Below are 16743 nucleotides of genomic sequence, written 5' to 3'. Positions count from 1 at the left end.
GCCGCTTATTTATATTCCTCTGTCTTTCAAGCTGCTATATGCTCATTAAAACCCGCGGTATTGTTCTAGGCTATATCCGCTACCGCGAAACGTCCATTATTGCCCGCGTCTATACCGAGCGACTGGGCCTGCAGACGTATGTGGTAAATGGGGTCCGCAAAGCCAAGCCGCCCGGGCGCATTGCACTGTTTCAGCCCTTTACACTGCTGGATCTGGTGGCGTATACCTCCCGGCAGGGCGGCATCACCCGGTTATCGGAGTTTCGGTGCGCGGAGTCATTTTCGTCTATTCCCTATGATGTGCGCAAGAGCAGTGTAGTGCTGTTTCTCTCGGAAGTAGTGAGCCGCACAGTGCTGGAAGAAGAGGAAAACGTGCCCCTATTCACTTTCCTGCACGATTCTATTCTGGCTTTTGATCAGCAGAAGGAAGGATTTGAGAATTTTGCTTTGGCGTTTCTGCTGCGCCTGGCCTCTTACTTAGGTTTTGGCGCCGAGTCAGGCCAGGAAATCACCTCCCAGGTGGCCTTTGCCGGCGCCGCGCCCACTACTGCCGCCGATTCCGGCCCCACCGTGCTACGCTTTCAGGAGTTCGACCAGTATTTTGATGAGTTGCTGCGCGACCCGGGCCATGCCACCGTGCCCAATGGCCGCGTACGCCGGGAACTGCTGCTGGTGCTCATTCGCTACTATCAGCTTCATATAGAAAAGCTTGGTGAAATACGTTCCTTAGCGGTCCTGTCTGAAGTGCTGGCAGAGTAATAGCTGTAAAAGAAAAAGCCCCGCCCATTATAATGGGCGGGGCTTTTTCTTTTACAATTAATAAAAATTGTTATCTGCCAACTTACTTCACCTTCACTACCTGCAGCTCAAAGCCGAGGTCGGTGTTAGGCGGAATTAAGTAGCGCTGCTGCTCATCGTCGGGCATCATAACGCCTTTTCTGCCGTAGGCCAGTTGGGCCGGAATGTACACCCAGGCCCTGGAGCCTTCCGGTAGCAAAGCCAGTACTTCTTCCCAACCAGCAATTACCTCTTTCCTGCCCAGCCGCAGGCGAACCGGCCGCCCTTCGGCCGCCGAGGATTCAAACATGCGCCCATTGGGCAAAAAGCCCGTGTAGTGCACGTATACTACCTGCCCTGAACGGGGAATAGCGCCTGCCCCACGCTCATGCACTACGTAGCGCACACCGCTGGCCAGCTTCACAGTATCAGCGGCGGCACCCGGTATCTGGGCCGGGCATAAATGAGCAAGCAGCAAGAGCAGCGTCAGAATAGCCATTCTTCCTGTAATCCGGCAGATCTGCATGGACTAGTTTTGGCCGAGTAACTGCATATCAAACACCAGCGGCGAGTCTGCTGGAATGTTGCCGCGGGCCGAAGCACCATAAGCTAGATATGAGGGAATCAGAATAAGCTTGTGGTCGCCTGTCTGATCCTGGGTACTGCCGGCTGCCTTCATCAGCAGCACGGCTTCTTCCCAACCTGGAATAACGGACCCAGCGCCTACTAAAAAGCTAAAGCACCCGCACACGGAGCCGTTATCAATGGAACTATCAAACTTGACACCATTCAGGAGTTTGCCAATGTACTTTACCTGCAGGGTTTTGCCCTTCGCTACCGCAGGTCCATTACCGGCTTCCAGCGTCACAATAGAAATACCCGACTCCGTAGTTTGCACCTGCGAGCCGGCGTAGTTATTGGCCGTGAGCCATTCCTGAATAGCCGCCAGGTCTTTCACCTTCTGCTCTGCCTCATGCTGCTTGGCGGCTTTGATATAATCGGGCTCAGAGCTGCAGCTGGAAAGCACTGGCGCAGCAAATGCCAGGAGTACTGCCAGGGTGCGGAGAAGGAAGGAGCGTTTCAAGGAAAAGGAGCGTACCATAATGTGGGAAAAAAGCCGCGCCGCTATTCTGCGGCGCGGATATGAATTTCTACTAACCTCAGCGGCTAATTACCGGCCCATAGCAGGACCGCCCTGCGGTGCCGCCGGAGCATTCTGAATGTCCACCAGCTCCACATCGAAGCGCAGCGGAGCATCAGCCGGAATGTCGGAACCAGCGCCGCGCTGCCCGTAGGCCAACGACGAAGGAATGAGCAGGGTGCCTTTGGTGCCTTTGCTGAGCAGGGCAATGCCCTTATCCCAACCCGGAATTACCTGGCCCACGCCCAGTGGGAACTGAATTGGCTTGCCGCCGTTGCTCTTAGCCGAAGAGTCGAACTCTTTGCCATCAAGCAGGGTGCCTTTGTATTGTACCGATACCACCTGACCGGTTTTAGGCTTGGCGCCTGTGCCAGCGGTGTTCACGATGTAGTAAATCCCGGAAGGGTCTTTCTGCGCCTTCAGGTTGTTTTTCTTGATGTAGTCCTGCAGCACTACGTCGTCCTTCTTGAGCTGCTGCTCAGCGTAGGCCATCATTTTCTGCTGCTGCTCGGCCATCATTTTCTGCTGTTCCACCACGGCCTCGTCGCGCGACATTAGCTTAACGGCTTTGGCGTACACAGTCATTGTATTACCAGCCTTCTTCATGAAGGGAGGAACGGGCGTCTTGAAGGAGCGCTCGAAAATGGTATCCAGGTTAAAGCGGAATACGCCGCTGTCGCCGGGCTGTAGCATGGAAATAGCTTCTTCCAGGCCGCCTTTGGTGGTAACGTCCTGCAGCGGCACCATAACCGGTACACCCTGCTGCTTGCGGGAGTTGAACAGCACCGAGTCTTTGGCCGTGCGGTACTCTACGTCCAGCGCAATAATCTTTCCGATGCGCCCTTTGTAGGTCGTGTCGCTTTCGCTTACCTCTCTAGAGGTGAATTTGCCGCCTTCGTTCTTGAAAATCTTGTATTCAACGCCAGACTTGGTTTTGGCGAAGTCCCCGCTGCCTTTGTTGCAGGAGTATAGGCTAATAGTACCGGCAGCCAGTGCGAGGTACAGAAAGTGGCTGGTAGAGCGCATGAAAAGGAAAAGAGGATGAGGAATAAATTTCAGGCAAGTTACGCCGAAGGGGGCGCAACTGCCAAAGGACTCGTGACCAGCTGCGTTTGATATTGAGGCAGTAAGTCGAGGAAACGTTGCACGGTAGGCTCCAGCGGCTCATAGCTGATGCCACCGGCGGCATTGTGGTGGCCGCCGCCGTTGAAGTGCTTGCGGGCAAATTCATTCACGGAGAAGTCGCCCACGGAGCGGAAGGAAATCTTCACGGCCGGGCCCCGGTCAATGAGAATGGCGGCAAATACTACGCCTTCAATGCTGAGGGCAAAGTTGACCAGGCCTTCCGTATCGCCGGTTTTAGAGTCGTACTGACGCAGCTCGTCCTGGGTAATGGCAATGTAGGCGGTGTTGTACTCACGCAATACGGTGAGCTTGTCCTTCAGCACAAAGCCCAGGAAGCGCAGGCGCATTTCCGAGTGTGAGTCGTAGATGCGGCGGTGCACGTCGCTCAGGTTAATGCCGGCGTTCAAGAGCTCAGCAATAATCAGATGCACGTTGCGGGAAGTGCTGGGGTGGCGGAAAGAACCCGTATCCGTCATAATGCCGGCGTAGAGGCACTCGCCAATACCCACATCAATCAGGTGCTGGTCGCCCAGGTCCCGGATTACCTCAAACACAAGCTCGGCCGTAGCGGCGGCTTTGGGGTTGGAGAAGTCCAGATCGGCAAACTGCTCGGGCTCCAGGTGGTGGTCAATGAGCACCTTGGTGCCGGGCGCGTGGCGAATGTACTCGCCCATCTCATTGATGCGGCCCAGGCAACTGAAATCGAGACAGAAAATGACCTCGGCGCGGTTGATAATGTCCCGCACCTGCGCATCATTCTGGTTACGCTCGTAAATGATGACATCCTCATTACCGGGCATCCAGGCCAGGAAGTTGGGGTAGTCAGAGGGAGTAACCACCGTTACATGGTGTCCCTTTTTGCGTAGGTACCCGGCCAGCCCTAAAGACGAGCCCAGGGCGTCGGCGTCAGGTTTGTGGTGTGTGGTGATAAATATCTGCTTGGGCTGCGCTAGCAACTCCCGCAGAGCGTTTATATCGTGCATTTGCTGCTGATAGGTAGCTGAAATCCGGTGATTTACGCCGTGTACAAGGGGGCAAAAATCGGAAATAATCCGGGTTTCAACAAACCGGCCTCCGGATTGGTGCGCCAACTGAGTACAATCCGGCGCGCTAAATAATAAATGCGCCCCTCAGTTGGGGGCAGAAAGCCGGCAGGAATGGCGCTGAATGTTCTGCCGGGGCCATTCTGCCTTGCATTGGCCAAGGTGCGGGGCGCGGAAGGCCAGCGGTAGATTTTTCCACATGGTGCATTCTTCGTTTTCAATCGGCTACTTTTGCGGCCGCAAACTCGTTTGCTTCCCCTAAGTCAATTCATTTCAACCCAAACGTTAGAAACCATATGGCCACGAACCGCACGTTCACGATGATTAAGCCCGACGCCACCCAGGAAAACCACATTGGTGGCATCCTGAACATGATGGAGGAAGGCGGATTCCGCATCGTAGCCCTGAAAAAAGTTCTCCTCACGCCAGAGCGTGCCGGTGAGTTCTATGCCGTACACAAAGAGCGCCCCTTCTACGGAGACCTGGTGAAGTACATGTCGTCGGGCCCCATCGTAGCCGCTATTCTGGAGAAGGATAACGCCGTTGCTGATTTCCGTACGCTCATCGGTGCTACCAACCCCGCTCAGGCAGCTGAAGGCACCATCCGTAAGAAGTACGCCAAGAGCATTGAGGCCAACGCCGTACACGGCTCTGACTCCGATGAAAACGCGCAGATCGAAGGTGACTTCTTCTTCGCTGCTAACGAGCAGTTCTAAGTTTAGCCGGAGAGATAAAGCAAGCTAGCTTTTGACTTCTCTTCCGTGAAATCAACAAAAAACCCATCTGGCAGCTTGCCAGATGGGTTTTTTGTTTGCTAAAAACAGGCTATTTATAAACTGTTTTTATGCTGATTTAAAACTAGATTACCTACGCAGGCCTTTCTGGTTAAAGAAGAAAGAAACTGCTTTGATTGGAGCCATGCAGCCGGCCTCGAGGTAGGAGACAATATAGGCGTTTATCCTAGGCTTGCTCCACGGTAAGCAGCGGCTCCACTTGCGTGGTATCCACTGCGCGTGGGTCGTGCTTGTGTTTGAACAGAATAACGAACAGCACCGCAATAACCAGGGAGTAGCCGGCAAATGAGAGCCAGATGCCGTGCCAGTCTTTGGTGTTGTCGGGGTTAGTGAAGAAGTGCTGGATAACCAGACCGCTGATGGAGCTGCCCAGTACTGCCCCAAAACCATTGGTCATCATCATAAACAAGCCCTGGGCACTAGCCCGGATGGCCGGCTTGGTCTGCGTTTCCACGAAGAGAGAGCCCGAGATGTTGAAGAAATCAAAGGCCATGCCGTACACAATGCACGAGAGAATAATCATCCAGAGGCCGGAGCCGGGGTTACCGTAAGCAAACAGGCCAAAGCGTAGCACCCAGGCAATCATGCTGAAGAACATCACTTGCTTGATGCCGAAGCGCCGCAGGAAAAACGGAATAGCGAGGATAAACAGGGTTTCCGAAATCTGCGATATCGACATGATAATGGCCGGGTATCGCACGGCCAGCGTGCCGTTGTAGACAGGCTCTTTGTCGAAGTCGTGCAGGAAGACGTCGCCGTAGGCATTGGTCAGCTGCAGGGCGGCGCCCAGCAGCAGCGCAAAAAGGAAGAAGACGGCCATTTTCCGGTCCTTCAGCAGCGCAAAGGAGTGGAGCCCCAGCGCATCAGCCAGCGACTTGTTGGACTGATTGGCCCCCTGCGGTGGGCAGGCAGGCAGCGTAAAGGAGTAGATGCCCAGCAGGAAAGCCGCCCCGGCAGCCACGTAAAACTGACTGGCGGAAGTTTCAATATGCAGCAGACTCACCGTCCACATAGCCACAATGAACCCCACGGTGCCCCATACCCGAATAGGCGGGTAATCCTTGACAACATCCAACCCCTCCTTTTTCAATACCGAGTACGACACGGCAATAGACAAGGCCAGCGTAGGCATGTAGAAAATCATGTTCAGCAGCATCACCCAGAACATAGTGCCGGGGTCGTTGACGGAAGGCACCATCATCAAGACGGCTCCGCCCAGAATATGCAGCACGCCGAAAAGCTTTTCGGCATTGAAATACTTATCGGCCAGAATGCCCATGAGGGAGGGCATAAAAATGGCCGCAATACCCATAGTGGAGAAAATAGCCCCAAACTCAGCCCCCGACCATTCTTTGGTTTTAAACCAATAAGCCCCAATCGTTATCAGCCAAGAACCCCAAATAAAGAATTGTAAGAAACTCAATACAATAAGACGCAGCTTAGTGTTCATGCAGGGCAGGTTTGGGGAAAGTAGGAAGTACGTTTTGCACCTAAAGATACAAGAAAACTTCCCAGAGCCGACAAACCAAGTCCCGGCAGAATAGGCCTTTTATAAGCAGTAGCCGCTGTTATATAGTATAGCTTCTTGTTAGGCTCATGCAGCATTCTGCCGGAGCAGCTAGTAAAAAAAAGCCCTTCTACCACTGGTAGAAGGGCTTTCCATGCTTAACAAGCCAGGTGGTTAGCGCGCAGCCTCCGTTTCAGCCAGCACAGGGTAGTCGGTGTAGCCCTGGTGGAAGCCTTCGGGGCCGGGGGCATAGAATGTGGATTGGTCGGCCTGGGCCAATTCGGTGCCTTGTGCCAGGCGCTCGGTCAGGTCGGGGTTGGCAATGAAGCCACGGCCGAAAGCTACGAGGTCGGCGCGGCCGCTCTGCAGGTCGGCTTCGGCCCGCTCTACATCGTAGCCACCACTCAGGATGAGGGTGTTCGTGAATTGCTCGCGGATGCTGGTCACCACAGTAGCGGGCACCTCGGGGGAACCCATGCTGCTGTGGTCGGCCAGGTGCAGGTACACCAGGTTCAGCTTTTGAAGTTCAGTGGCCAGGTGTAAGTAGAGGTCCTGCAGGTCGTCGTAAGCAGGGGCTACGTCGTTCATGGCGCCGTGAGGGGAGAGGCGGATGCCGGTGCGCTCGGCGCCGATGGCTGCTACCGTAGCCTGGGCAATTTCCAGAGCAAAGCGGGCGCGGTTTTCGGTGCTGCCACCGTATTCATCGGTGCGCTGGTTGCTCTTGGGGTTCAGGAACTGGTCGATCAGATAGCCGTTGGCGCCGTGAATTTCCACGCCGTCGAAACCAGCTTCGATAGCCAGCTTAGCCGAGGTTACATATTCCTGTACTGCCTGTTTTACTTCCTCCGTAGTCAGGGCACGGGGAGTAGGCTGGGGCTTCATCTGCTCCTGATCCGTCCACATGTCGCCGGCGGCGGCAATAGCCGATGGGGCAATGATTTCGGCATCAGCAGACATATTTAGCGGGTGCGAAATACGGCCCGTGTGCATCAGCTGCACAAAGATTCGGCCGCCTTTAGCGTGCACAGCATCCGTCACCAGCTTCCAGCCGGCTACCTGCTCCAGGTTGAAAAGACCGGGGATGCGCGCGTAGCCCAGCCCGTTGGCGGAAGGCGCGGTGCCTTCGGTAATGATAAGGCCGGCCGAAGCACGCTGCGCATAATATTCCGCCATCAGGGCGTTAGGCACGTTGCCCAGCGCGCGGCTGCGCGTCATGGGGGCCATTACGATATGATTGGAAAGCGTGAGGGAGCCCAGTTGGGCCGGCGAAAAAAGCTTGGAAGCCATATGGAAAAGTCAGCGTTAGATTATGATGATAGACACTGTAAAGCATCAATTCATTCAAATGTTTGGATGGATTACGGTAAATTTTTTGTGTTTTTAGCTGAGGCCGCCTAAAAACAAGGCCAGTTCCTGCAGCGCTCCACGGTTGAGGGAAATACTAACGCAACGGCCGCTCTTTTGTAACTGGATCAGTCCGCTGTCGGCCAGTATTTTCAGGTGATGCGAGACGCAGGGCTGCGACAGTCCCGTCAGTTCCTGCACCTGGGCAAACGCCAGTGTAGGTTGCTGACTTAGGGCCAGTACAATGCTAAGGCGGTATTTATCAGACAAAGCCCCCGCCGATTTGGCGACAAGTTGAGTATCCATAGAGAAGAGAAAGATACAGAAAGGGAGAGGATATAATGGAGGATATCAGTCAGAAATAGACGTTCTGATAGGATGAGGAAAAGACCGATCTAAGCACAGGATATCATACAACAATCAATCCGATTATCTGGTGCGCCAGCTCTTTACTTGTTATGGCAAAGGCAATGATCAGATGCTGAATGCAAGATTTATATAAACGAAAAACGGACCCGGTCGCACAAGTCGGCCGGGTCCGTAGATAGCTGCTGAGTGGTCAGCAGCCAATGGTTAGCGGGCTTCCGCGAAGCGGCGGTTTACCTCATCCCAGTTAATCAGGTTGTAGAAGGCCGCGATGTAGTCGGGGCGGCGGTTCTGGTAGTTGAGGTAGTAGGCATGCTCCCATACATCCAGGCCCAGTACCGGCGTGCCTTTGCAGCCAGTGTCGGGCATCAGGGGATTATCCTGGTTAGGTGTAGAACAGATTTGGACCGAGCCATCGGGCTGCTTGCACAGCCAGGCCCAGCCGGAGCCGAAGCGCGTGGTGGCGGCTTTAGTGAATTCCTCTTTGAACTTCTCGTAGCTGCCGAAAGCCGTTGTAATGGCCTGCGCAATAGCGCCGGTAGGCTCACCGCCACCGTTGGGGCTCATAATGGTCCAGAACAGGGAGTGGTTCCAGTGGCCACCGCCGTTGTTGCGCACCGCAACCGGAGCGGCCGCAATGTTGTGCATCAGCTCTTCCAGGCTCTGGCCTTCCAGCTCGGTGCCGGCAATGGCATTGTTGAGGTTGGTCACGTAAGCCTGATGGTGCTTGGTATGGTGGATTTCCATAGTCCGGGCATCAATGTGTGGCTCAAGGGCATTGTAGGCGTAGGGCAGCTGGGGCAGTTCGAAAGCCATAGCGAAAGGAGTTTTAGTGAAGGATGGAGGGAATTATCTACTAACCGCCGCCGGGCCGTTTGGGTTACGATGCGCGGGCAGCAGCGGCGCCAAAAGTAGATTATTTACGCTTGCGGGCGAAAAACTCCTGCATCAGGGCCGCGCATTCGTTGGCCATAATACCACTAACCAGCTCCGTGCGTGGGTGTAAGAGGTTGCCGTGCCGCCGGAAGCCGCGCTTGTCCTCGGAGGCGCCATATACCACGCGCTTTACCTGGGCCCAGAAGCTGGCGCCCGCGCACATCACGCAGGGCTCTACGGTTACATACAGGGTACAGTCGGAAAGGTATTTGTTGCCGACATGATTAGCCGCGGCGGTTAGGGCCAGCATTTCGGCGTGGGCTGTTACGTCGTGCAGCTTTTCCGTCTGGTTGTAGGCGCGGGCAATAATCTGCCGGTCCATCACCACTACCGCCCCAATCGGAATTTCCTCTTCCGTCAGCGCATACTGCGCCTGCTTTAGCGCCTCGCGCATGTATTGCTCATCGGAATAAAGGGAAAGTGTCACGGAAAAGGGATGTGGATAAGTGTTGTGGATATGTGGATAATTGACAGAATATATTTTCAAAAATCAGGAAAATGATTCTAACTATCCACAGCGGCCTTGCTATTTCATAGAAATGCTCTGCATAATGGCCTGCGCCGTGGGCTGCCATTTGGGTTGATCTTCCACTGGCGCCGTGAAGGTGAATACCACCAATTGGTCACCATCAATGGCATACTGTACCATCTGGTAGCGGCGAATAGGTGCCAGGTTACCGTTGCGGCGCGTATCGGAGAGGGTGGAAATGAATTCCAGCACCACAAAATCCCGCTTGTTGATGGTGCGAATGTCTTCGGCCAGGAATTCGACTTTGGTATACATATTCTGAATGCTGGCTTTGTACACTTTCAACAGCAAGCCATAGTCCTGACTGGTGAAGGGCGTTTGCTTTTGGGCCACACTCAAATCCGTGCGGCCACTTGGGTCGCTGAATACGGCCAACGGCTTGCGCGGAGCGGGAAACTTGGCGGCAATGCCTTCATCGGGCAGCGGGATAAAACCCACGGGCACTCCCAGGCTGATGCGGTTATTAATGGAGGTTTTCTTGAGTTTGGGGCGCGGACCAGCCAAAGCTGTCAACGTCAGTAAGAAGACCAGCAAGAGGGAGGAAAAAAGGCGGAGTTTCATAAGTTGGAAAAGGGAAGGAGCCGGAGGCAAGGCATTTCGGCGCTGCAATCTGGGTGAAAAACGGGAAAGGCAGCAGCTACCGTGCGCGGCCGTAAAGAAAAGCCTCCGAAACCAGGCTGGCTGCGGAGGCTGCAATTCGATAGCAAAAAGCCGATTAGCGACGATGCTTTTTCTTTTTGGTGCTGCTGCTGGCTACCGTGGGGTATTTAATGCGCACTTTCTTCCAGTACACATAGTTGCCGGTTTTGGCTTCTACCAGGTAGGTGCCGGCCGGGATGCGGCCCAGGTCTACCGGCTGGCCGGTGTTGTTGGCCGGATCCAGCGGCGTGGTGTAAATCGGTTCGTTTTTGTAGTTAGTCATCACTAAGGTGCCAGGCACGGTGAACTGCTGCGTAAAGCTGAGCAGAATGGTGTTGGTGCTGGCGTTGGGATATACATCGATGCCGGAAAGCGTTTCTACCCGCTTAATAGGGCCGCTGAGCACCACCGAGTCGTGCGTGGTGCTTTTCGATTTCACCGAGGCATCTTCGTCTTTGGCCTTCGTTTTAATTTTAGTCTGAGCCTGCGCGGCGGAGAAGCTGAGAGCAGTAGCGAGGGCAAGAATTGCGAAACGTTTCATAAGAATGTAGAGAAGGCTAAGGAAGCGAGCAACCGCCCGTACTAACGGTCTTTGCAGAAGTCGGGCCAAACTTGAAAATGTTGCTTTGAGCGGCGTATACGCGAATATTTCAACAAGTGTAGCAAAGTGCTCCTATAAACGAAAACCCGACTCATAACGACCGGGCTTGCTATGAGGTTCCTGTTTGGGGTGATGCCTTTTTCTCAGTAAGCGCCCTCACGTTTTCGGCGGAGTGACCTTCTTTCTCCATGTTTCCCATTAAGGATTAAGATAAACGACTTCCGGGCGCGGTTGAGGCCGTTGGAAGGCTTGGGGTAGGAGGCCGGCTCTACCTTGTTTTCATAGCGGGGGTGTGCTTAAATTCCTGTGTTGCTCTAAAATCTGCGTCACCAGGGCATGGGCGGTGTAAGTTCGCCCATCGGCCGCAAAATCAACAAGCTTGTGGGCAGGCGTGTGGTACGCCCGCCCCGGTCTTCTATCTTTGCGGCGGGCCGCCGGCTCTTTTCATCTGACTATCTCTGTTTATGCTCCGTACGCACACCTGTGGCGAACTTCGCCCCGACCATATTGGCCAAACCGTTACGCTTTGCGGCTGGGTACAGCGCACCCGCGACGCTGGCGGTATCTTCTGGATTGTGCTGCGCGACCGGTATGGCCTCACCCAACTGGCTTTGGAAGAAGGCGTGGAGAGCGAGGAAATCCGCGCGAAAGGCCGGGAGCTGGGCCGCGAATTTGTGATTTGCGTGACCGGTAAAGTGGCTGAGCGCTACTCCAAAAACGACAAAATGCCCACCGGGGCCATTGAAATCCGGGTGGAGCAGCTGGAGGTGCTGAACCCCGCCAAGCTGCCGCCTTTCCTCATTGAAGACGAAACCGACGGCGGCGACGACCTGCGGATGAAATACCGCTACCTGGACCTGCGCCGCAACCCCGTGCGCCAGAACCTGATGCTGCGCCACCGCGTGGCCCAGGCCACCCGCCGCTACCTCGATGGCCAGGAGTTCATTGAAGTAGAAACCCCCGTGCTCATCAAAAGCACCCCAGAAGGTGCCCGCGACTTTGTGGTGCCCTCCCGCATGAACCCCGGCGAGTTTTACGCCTTGCCGCAGTCGCCCCAGACTTTCAAGCAGCTGCTAATGGTGTCGGGTTTCGACCGCTACTTCCAGATTGTGAAGTGCTTCCGCGACGAAGACCTGCGCGCCGACCGTCAGCCCGAGTTCACGCAGATTGACTGCGAAATGTCCTTTGTGGAGCAGGAAGACATCCTCAACACGTTTGAAGGGCTGGTGCAGTACCTGTTTCAGGAAGTGAAGGGCCTCGATATTGGCACCCTGCCCCGCATGACCTACGCCGATGCCATGCGCTACTACGGCAACGACAAGCCCGACACGCGCTTCGAAATGAAGTTTGTGGAGCTGAATGACCTGGTAAAAGGCCAGGGCTTCCCCGTGTTCGATAACGCCGGTCTGGTAGTAGGCATCAATGCCATCAACTCCGCCGTGTACACCCGCAAGCAGCTGGATGAGCTGACGGACTTCGTGAAGCGCCCACAGGTGGGAGCCACCGGCCTGGTGTACGCCCGCGTGGAGCCCGATGGCACCGTAAAATCATCGGTAGACAAATTCTACTCCCAGGAAGAGCTGCAGAAGTGGAAAGCCGCCTTCAACGCCAACCCCGGCGACCTGCTGCTGATTCTGGCCGGCGACTCCAACAAAACCCGCAAAGCCCTAAGCGAGCTACGCCTGGAAATGGGCCAGCGCATGGGCCTGCGCGACAAAGACACCTTCTCCGCCCTGTGGGTAGTCGATTTCCCGCTGCTGGAATACATTGAGGAAGAAGGCCGCTACTTCGCCATGCACCACCCGTTCACCTCGCCCAAGCCCGAGGATGTAGCGCTGCTCGATAACCCCGAAACCATTGGCCAGGTGCGCGCCAACGCCTACGACATGGTGATAAACGGCGTGGAAGTGGGCGGCGGGTCCATCCGGATTCACGACCGTGCCGTGCAGGCCCGCATGTTCTCGCTATTGGGCTTCTCCGATGAAGAGGCCAAAGCGCAGTTCGGCTTCCTGCTCGATGCCTTTGAGTACGGCGCGCCACCCCACGGCGGTATTGCCTTCGGCTTCGACCGTCTCTGCTCGCTCTTCGGCGGTGCCGACTCCATCCGGGACTTTATTGCCTTCCCCAAAAACAACTCGGGCCGCGACGTCATGATTGATTCGCCTTCAACTATTTCAGAGGTGCAGCTAAAGGAGTTGAGTATTAAGACGGCGGTGGTAGCTAAGTAATAGTTCTGATACTTTTGTTGCTATTAAAAACGGCGCCCTTAGTAGCGCCGTTTTTTGTTTCTCTTACCTTCAGTTTATGAATTTCGCTTTAGAAACAGTCTTTATTAATAAATATGTGGTCAGTAATAAATGTCAACGATACCTAAGCTTTATTGAGAAACCGAAGCGCCGAGGTGAATTCCTCAACATGCTTTACCACGGACAGGATTTCGAGTACAGTAAACTCAGGAGAGCAAATGCATTTTATAAGGAGGATATTCTAAAACAGGTTGCGAGACTATCAAAGGCACCCAATTGTTATATCATTTCTGTTGATAAGAAATTGGATGGAAAGGAAATGTCTGTTGCAATGGCACTAGATCAAATCGGGCCCTATGCAGAGGGTATCGTACTGATATTTGGAGAATGTGACATTGTCTACTATTGTGGTGAGCCACCACATAATGAATGGTTGAGTCTGTGAGCTAACCATAAGTGGAAGCATGTTTCGGAGAGTATTCTCCTAATCATAATTGCGAAATTGCTTAGTTGAAAAACCTGGGCACGGCAGGAGTAGCGCCAGCCACCTATTTTGCTAGCTTTGACGAGCCGGCCCTGCATTGTGGGTGCTCGCCAAATCAGCATGAACCGTAGCTTTCTACCTGCTCTCTTTCTGCCATTTCTGGTCCTGTTGGCGGGGATTTCCTCAGCCCAGCCTACTATGCCTCTCACGTTCCGCACCCTCACTGCGGAGCAAGGCCTGTCGGAAAACAGCGTGTACAGTGTGGTGCAGGACCGGCGCGGCTTTCTTTGGATGGGTACCCAGGATGGCCTGAACCGCTACGATGGCAGCACCTTCAAAGTATTCCGCAACGACCCACAACAAGTGGGGAGCCTGAGCAGCAACTTTATCCTGTCATTGGCTGTGGATGCGCAGGGTGCCCTGTGGATTGGCACCGGCGGCGGCGGCCTGAACCGCTTTGACCCCATTACGGGCAAATTCCGGGTTTTCAAGCACCAGGAAAGCCAGACTGGCACCCTAACGGATGACTTTGTTCGCATCGTTTTCTGCGACCGGTCGGGCACGATATGGGCCGGCACAGAAGGCGGGCTGCATCGCTACAATCCCAAATCCGGCCGGTTTCAGCTATTTGCCCACCCCGGCAACGCGCCGGCCAACCCACGTCTTAACTCCATTCGGGCCATTGCCCAAGATGCGCAGGGGCGCATCTGGGTAGGTACCGGGGCCGGGCAGGTGTGCCATTTGGATACTGCACAGCAGCAATTAGTGGGGCATCCGGCTTGGTCTTCCTCCTCTGCAGTTACCACCTTATACCCCGATCAGGCCGGCTTGCTTTGGGTGGGCACCGAAACCAATGGCCTGCGCCGCGTAGCTCTCACCGGTCATCAACCTCCCGCTACTTGGCGCTATGATGCGCGTAATAATCGGAGTCTGCGCAGCAACGAAGTGCGCGCGCTGGTAGAGGACAAGCAGGGCAGACTCTGGGTAGGGACTACTGAAGGCCTGCATTTGCTGGACCGTACTACAAATGATTTTACCGTTTATCAGCACCGCCCCGGCAATAGCTACTCCCTGCCTGATAATACGGTGCAGGCATTGTTTCAGGATCGGAATGGGTTGCTGTGGGTAGGGACAGATGCCGGCGTCAGCTCGTTTTCGCCCCGCCCCAATGCCTTTGTGCCGGTGCCGCTGACGGCAAAACCGGAGCCCGTTTGGGCCGTAGCTGAAGATGCCCAACACCGCCTGTGGGCCGGTACCGAAACGCAGGGCGTTATTAGCTACAATCCTGCTACCGGCCAGCGCCAGATGTACCGACACAACCCCCGGCAGCCGCAGAGCCTGAGCGAGGATTTTGTGAGGGCCCTGTGCTTTGATACTGAAGGCCGCCTCTGGATAGGTACTCAGCGCAGTGGGCTCGACTGCCTGAACCCCGCTACGGGCAAAATCACGCACCTCCGCCATCAATCTACTGAGCCCGCCAGGCTCAGCGACAATGCGGTGCGGGCCATTAGTCCGGCTGGATCCGGTAAGTTGTGGGTGAGTACGGAGGGCGGCCTGAACCTACTGGACCCCGTCACCGGCCGCTGCACCGTATTCCGCGACGACCCCCGGCAGCCGGCCTCCAGCCTGGGGACTAACTATGTACGGCTGGTGTACACTGATCGGCAGCAACGCCTTTGGGTGGGTACTGGCGGTGGCGGGCTGGTTCTGCTGGATGCGCGCACCGGGAAGTGCGTGCCCTACCGCAACGTGCCCGGCAAGCCCCGCAGCCTGAGCAGCAATTTTGTGCGCTGCATTCTGCAGGACCGCAACGGTACCTTATGGATTGGGACCGAAGGTGGCGGCCTGAACCGCCTCGATGACTTGGGAAAAGGCCTCTTCACCACTTTCCGGGAGCCGCAGGGCCTGCCTAATGACGTGGTGTATGGTATGGCGGAAGATGACCGCGGCAACATCTGGCTATCCACTAACCTGGGTATTGCCTGCTTTACGCCCGCCACGCAGCGCTTCCGCACCTTCGATACCCGCGACGGGCTGCTACAGGACGAGTTCAACGCTGGCTCCTATCTGCGCGCCGCCGATGGCCGCCTGTACTTCGGCGGGAGCAACGGGCTGCTGAGCTTTCTGCCCGCCACAGTACCCAGCAATGCCGTAGTACCACCCGTTGTGCTCACCGATTTTCGAAAGTTCAACCAGCCCGTGCCCCTGGATACCAGCATTACGGAGCGGCGTACCCTGCACCTGGGCCCACACGATAACTTCTTTTCCATTGGGTTTGCGGCCCTGAATTATCAGTTGCCTGCCAAGAACAGCTTCCAGTATAAACTGCATGGCTTTGATGAAAAATGGATTGAGGCCGGCGCCCGCCAGGAGGCAACGTATACCAACCTGGACCCCGGTACCTATACCTTTCAGGTGCGGGCTGCTAACAACGACGGGGTATGGAACCAGCAGGGAGCCCAGTTGAAAATTATGGTGACACCGCCTTGGTACCAGACATGGTGGTTTCGGGTGGTAGCCGGCTGGGCAGGTTTTGCGGTGCTGTTTCTGCTATATCGGGTGCGGGTGCGGCAACTGCTGGCCCTGGAGCGGGTGCGCCACCATATTGCCCGCGACCTGCACGACGATATGGGCTCTACACTCAGCAGCATTTCCATTTTAAGTCAGCTGGCCCGCAACCATCAGCATGAAAACCGCCCGGAGCAGGCAGCGGCGCTGCTGGATCAGATAGGGGAAAGCTCGCGCCGTATGCTGGACTCCATGGATGATATTGTATGGGCTATCAACCCCGCGCATGATTCCATGGAAGCCGTGACCACGCGCATGCGCATCTTTGCCTCCGAGGTGCTGGAAGCCCGTGGCATTGACTTCTCGTTTACTGTAACGCCCGAGGTGCAGGGCTTGCGCCTCCAAATGCGGGCCCGCCGGGAGTTTTATCTGCTTTTCAAGGAAGCCATAAACAACCTGGCCAAGTACGCCAACTGTCAGCAAGCCACCATTCACCTCGACCACCAGCACAACCGCCTGCTACTGACAGTGAGCGACGACGGGGTAGGGTTTGATATGAAAGCGCCTGCCCAGGGTGGCGGCAACGGTCTGGCCAACATGCGGGCCCGCGCCGCAACGTTGCACGGCAAACTGGAAATCCGGACCGCACCGGGCCAAGGCACCGAGCTGCTACTGAGTGTGCCCTTAAGCAGCTAAACCGGCTG

Annotated in this window: 16 protein-coding genes; 5 read left to right on the top strand and 11 right to left on the bottom strand. The window is 55.5% G+C overall.

What is annotated here, in order from left to right:
- The first annotated feature begins 38 nt into the window (after positions 1-38).
- Entirely contained in the window at positions 39-758 is a 720-nt protein-coding gene (recO, locus tag Q4G72_RS15245; protein ID WP_303312290.1) for a DNA repair protein RecO, read from the top strand.
- Between the two features lie 82 nt (positions 759-840).
- Here the strand turns inward: recO and Q4G72_RS15240 are convergent, their stop codons facing one another.
- The 4 genes from Q4G72_RS15240 to Q4G72_RS15225 all read right to left on the bottom strand — a co-directional run bounded on the left by Q4G72_RS15240 (position 841) and on the right by Q4G72_RS15225 (position 4025).
- Positions 841-1275 carry an FKBP-type peptidyl-prolyl cis-trans isomerase gene (locus Q4G72_RS15240; protein WP_303312289.1) on the bottom strand — a complete coding sequence of 145 codons (435 nt, stop codon included), beginning with the start codon at positions 1273-1275 and terminating at the stop codon, positions 841-843.
- A 30-nt stretch (positions 1276-1305) separates the two neighbouring features.
- Positions 1306-1878, bottom strand: a complete 573-nt coding sequence (locus Q4G72_RS15235; protein WP_303312288.1) for an FKBP-type peptidyl-prolyl cis-trans isomerase — start codon at positions 1876-1878, stop codon at positions 1306-1308.
- Between the two features lie 69 nt (positions 1879-1947).
- On the bottom strand, positions 1948-2943 hold the full coding sequence (locus Q4G72_RS15230; protein ID WP_303312287.1) for an FKBP-type peptidyl-prolyl cis-trans isomerase: 996 nt from the start codon (positions 2941-2943) through the stop codon (positions 1948-1950).
- Between the two features lie 38 nt (positions 2944-2981).
- Positions 2982-4025 (bottom strand): DHH family phosphoesterase, encoded by a 1044-nt coding sequence (locus Q4G72_RS15225; protein WP_303312286.1) that lies wholly within the window; start codon positions 4023-4025, stop codon positions 2982-2984.
- A gap of 356 nt (positions 4026-4381) precedes the next feature.
- Between Q4G72_RS15225 and Q4G72_RS15220 the strand changes: the two genes are divergently transcribed.
- Complete coding sequence (locus Q4G72_RS15220) at positions 4382-4801, top strand: nucleoside-diphosphate kinase (RefSeq protein WP_121238517.1); 420 nt, start codon at positions 4382-4384, stop codon at positions 4799-4801.
- 244 nt (positions 4802-5045) lie between these two features.
- On the opposite strand, the gene Q4G72_RS15215 is transcribed toward Q4G72_RS15220, so the two are convergent.
- The 7 genes from Q4G72_RS15215 to Q4G72_RS15185 form a co-directional block, all read right to left on the bottom strand.
- Positions 5046-6329: a nucleoside permease gene (locus Q4G72_RS15215; protein WP_303312285.1), complete on the bottom strand. Its 1284-nt coding sequence runs from the start codon at positions 6327-6329 to the stop codon at positions 5046-5048.
- A 231-nt stretch (positions 6330-6560) separates the two neighbouring features.
- Entirely contained in the window at positions 6561-7673 is a 1113-nt protein-coding gene (locus tag Q4G72_RS15210) for an alkene reductase (protein WP_303312284.1), read from the bottom strand.
- A gap of 93 nt (positions 7674-7766) precedes the next feature.
- Positions 7767-8036 (bottom strand): ArsR/SmtB family transcription factor, encoded by a 270-nt coding sequence (locus tag Q4G72_RS15205; RefSeq protein WP_303312283.1) that lies wholly within the window; start codon positions 8034-8036, stop codon positions 7767-7769.
- 267 nt (positions 8037-8303) lie between these two features.
- Positions 8304-8912, bottom strand: a complete 609-nt coding sequence (locus Q4G72_RS15200; protein ID WP_303312282.1) for a superoxide dismutase — start codon at positions 8910-8912, stop codon at positions 8304-8306.
- 100 nt (positions 8913-9012) lie between these two features.
- Complete coding sequence (locus tag Q4G72_RS15195) at positions 9013-9459, bottom strand: nucleoside deaminase (protein WP_303312281.1); 447 nt, start codon at positions 9457-9459, stop codon at positions 9013-9015.
- A 99-nt stretch (positions 9460-9558) separates the two neighbouring features.
- Complete coding sequence (locus Q4G72_RS15190) at positions 9559-10122, bottom strand: DcrB/PsbP domain-containing protein (protein ID WP_303312280.1); 564 nt, start codon at positions 10120-10122, stop codon at positions 9559-9561.
- Positions 10123-10276: 154 nt separating this feature from the next.
- Complete coding sequence (locus Q4G72_RS15185) at positions 10277-10741, bottom strand: T9SS type A sorting domain-containing protein (RefSeq protein WP_303312279.1); 465 nt, start codon at positions 10739-10741, stop codon at positions 10277-10279.
- A 524-nt stretch (positions 10742-11265) separates the two neighbouring features.
- Here Q4G72_RS15185 and aspS point away from each other — a divergent pair.
- From aspS to Q4G72_RS15170, 3 genes are all read left to right on the top strand, one after another.
- Positions 11266-13029 (top strand): aspartate--tRNA ligase, encoded by a 1764-nt coding sequence (gene aspS, locus Q4G72_RS15180; protein ID WP_303312278.1) that lies wholly within the window; start codon positions 11266-11268, stop codon positions 13027-13029.
- Between the two features lie 76 nt (positions 13030-13105).
- Positions 13106-13492 (top strand): hypothetical protein, encoded by a 387-nt coding sequence (locus tag Q4G72_RS15175; protein WP_303312277.1) that lies wholly within the window; start codon positions 13106-13108, stop codon positions 13490-13492.
- 237 nt (positions 13493-13729) lie between these two features.
- Positions 13730-16735 carry a sensor histidine kinase gene (locus Q4G72_RS15170; protein WP_303312276.1) on the top strand — a complete coding sequence of 1002 codons (3006 nt, stop codon included), beginning with the start codon at positions 13730-13732 and terminating at the stop codon, positions 16733-16735.
- Positions 16736-16743 lie beyond the last annotated feature (8 nt).

Source organism: Hymenobacter sp. BT730 (assembly GCF_030542105.1).
Classification (GTDB): domain Bacteria; phylum Bacteroidota; class Bacteroidia; order Cytophagales; family Hymenobacteraceae; genus Hymenobacter.
The sequence above is the reverse complement of the archived record's forward strand: the minus strand, read 5'-3'. Positions and strand labels throughout refer to the sequence as shown.

What these genes read in the sequence shown, in the direction of transcription:
- Q4G72_RS15220 (WP_121238517.1), top strand. Translation starts at nt 4,382, where the DNA reads ATGGCCACGAACCGCACGTTCACGATGATTAAGCCCGACGCCACCCAG.
- Q4G72_RS15210 (WP_303312284.1), bottom strand. Translation starts at nt 7,673, where the DNA reads ATGGCTTCCAAGCTTTTTTCGCCGGCCCAACTGGGCTCCCTCACGCTT.
- Q4G72_RS15190 (WP_303312280.1), bottom strand. Translation starts at nt 10,122, where the DNA reads ATGAAACTCCGCCTTTTTTCCTCCCTCTTGCTGGTCTTCTTACTGACG.
- Q4G72_RS15225 (WP_303312286.1), bottom strand. Translation starts at nt 4,025, where the DNA reads ATGCACGATATAAACGCTCTGCGGGAGTTGCTAGCGCAGCCCAAGCAG.
- Q4G72_RS15235 (WP_303312288.1), bottom strand. Translation starts at nt 1,878, where the DNA reads ATGGTACGCTCCTTTTCCTTGAAACGCTCCTTCCTTCTCCGCACCCTG.
- Q4G72_RS15205 (WP_303312283.1), bottom strand. Translation starts at nt 8,036, where the DNA reads ATGGATACTCAACTTGTCGCCAAATCGGCGGGGGCTTTGTCTGATAAA.
- Q4G72_RS15185 (WP_303312279.1), bottom strand. Translation starts at nt 10,741, where the DNA reads ATGAAACGTTTCGCAATTCTTGCCCTCGCTACTGCTCTCAGCTTCTCC.
- Q4G72_RS15240 (WP_303312289.1), bottom strand. Translation starts at nt 1,275, where the DNA reads ATGGCTATTCTGACGCTGCTCTTGCTGCTTGCTCATTTATGCCCGGCC.
- recO (WP_303312290.1), top strand. Translation starts at nt 39, where the DNA reads ATGCTCATTAAAACCCGCGGTATTGTTCTAGGCTATATCCGCTACCGC.
- Q4G72_RS15215 (WP_303312285.1), bottom strand. Translation starts at nt 6,329, where the DNA reads ATGAACACTAAGCTGCGTCTTATTGTATTGAGTTTCTTACAATTCTTT.
- Q4G72_RS15170 (WP_303312276.1), top strand. Translation starts at nt 13,730, where the DNA reads ATGCCTCTCACGTTCCGCACCCTCACTGCGGAGCAAGGCCTGTCGGAA.
- aspS (WP_303312278.1), top strand. Translation starts at nt 11,266, where the DNA reads ATGCTCCGTACGCACACCTGTGGCGAACTTCGCCCCGACCATATTGGC.
- Q4G72_RS15175 (WP_303312277.1), top strand. Translation starts at nt 13,106, where the DNA reads ATGAATTTCGCTTTAGAAACAGTCTTTATTAATAAATATGTGGTCAGT.
- Q4G72_RS15200 (WP_303312282.1), bottom strand. Translation starts at nt 8,912, where the DNA reads ATGGCTTTCGAACTGCCCCAGCTGCCCTACGCCTACAATGCCCTTGAG.
- Q4G72_RS15230 (WP_303312287.1), bottom strand. Translation starts at nt 2,943, where the DNA reads ATGCGCTCTACCAGCCACTTTCTGTACCTCGCACTGGCTGCCGGTACT.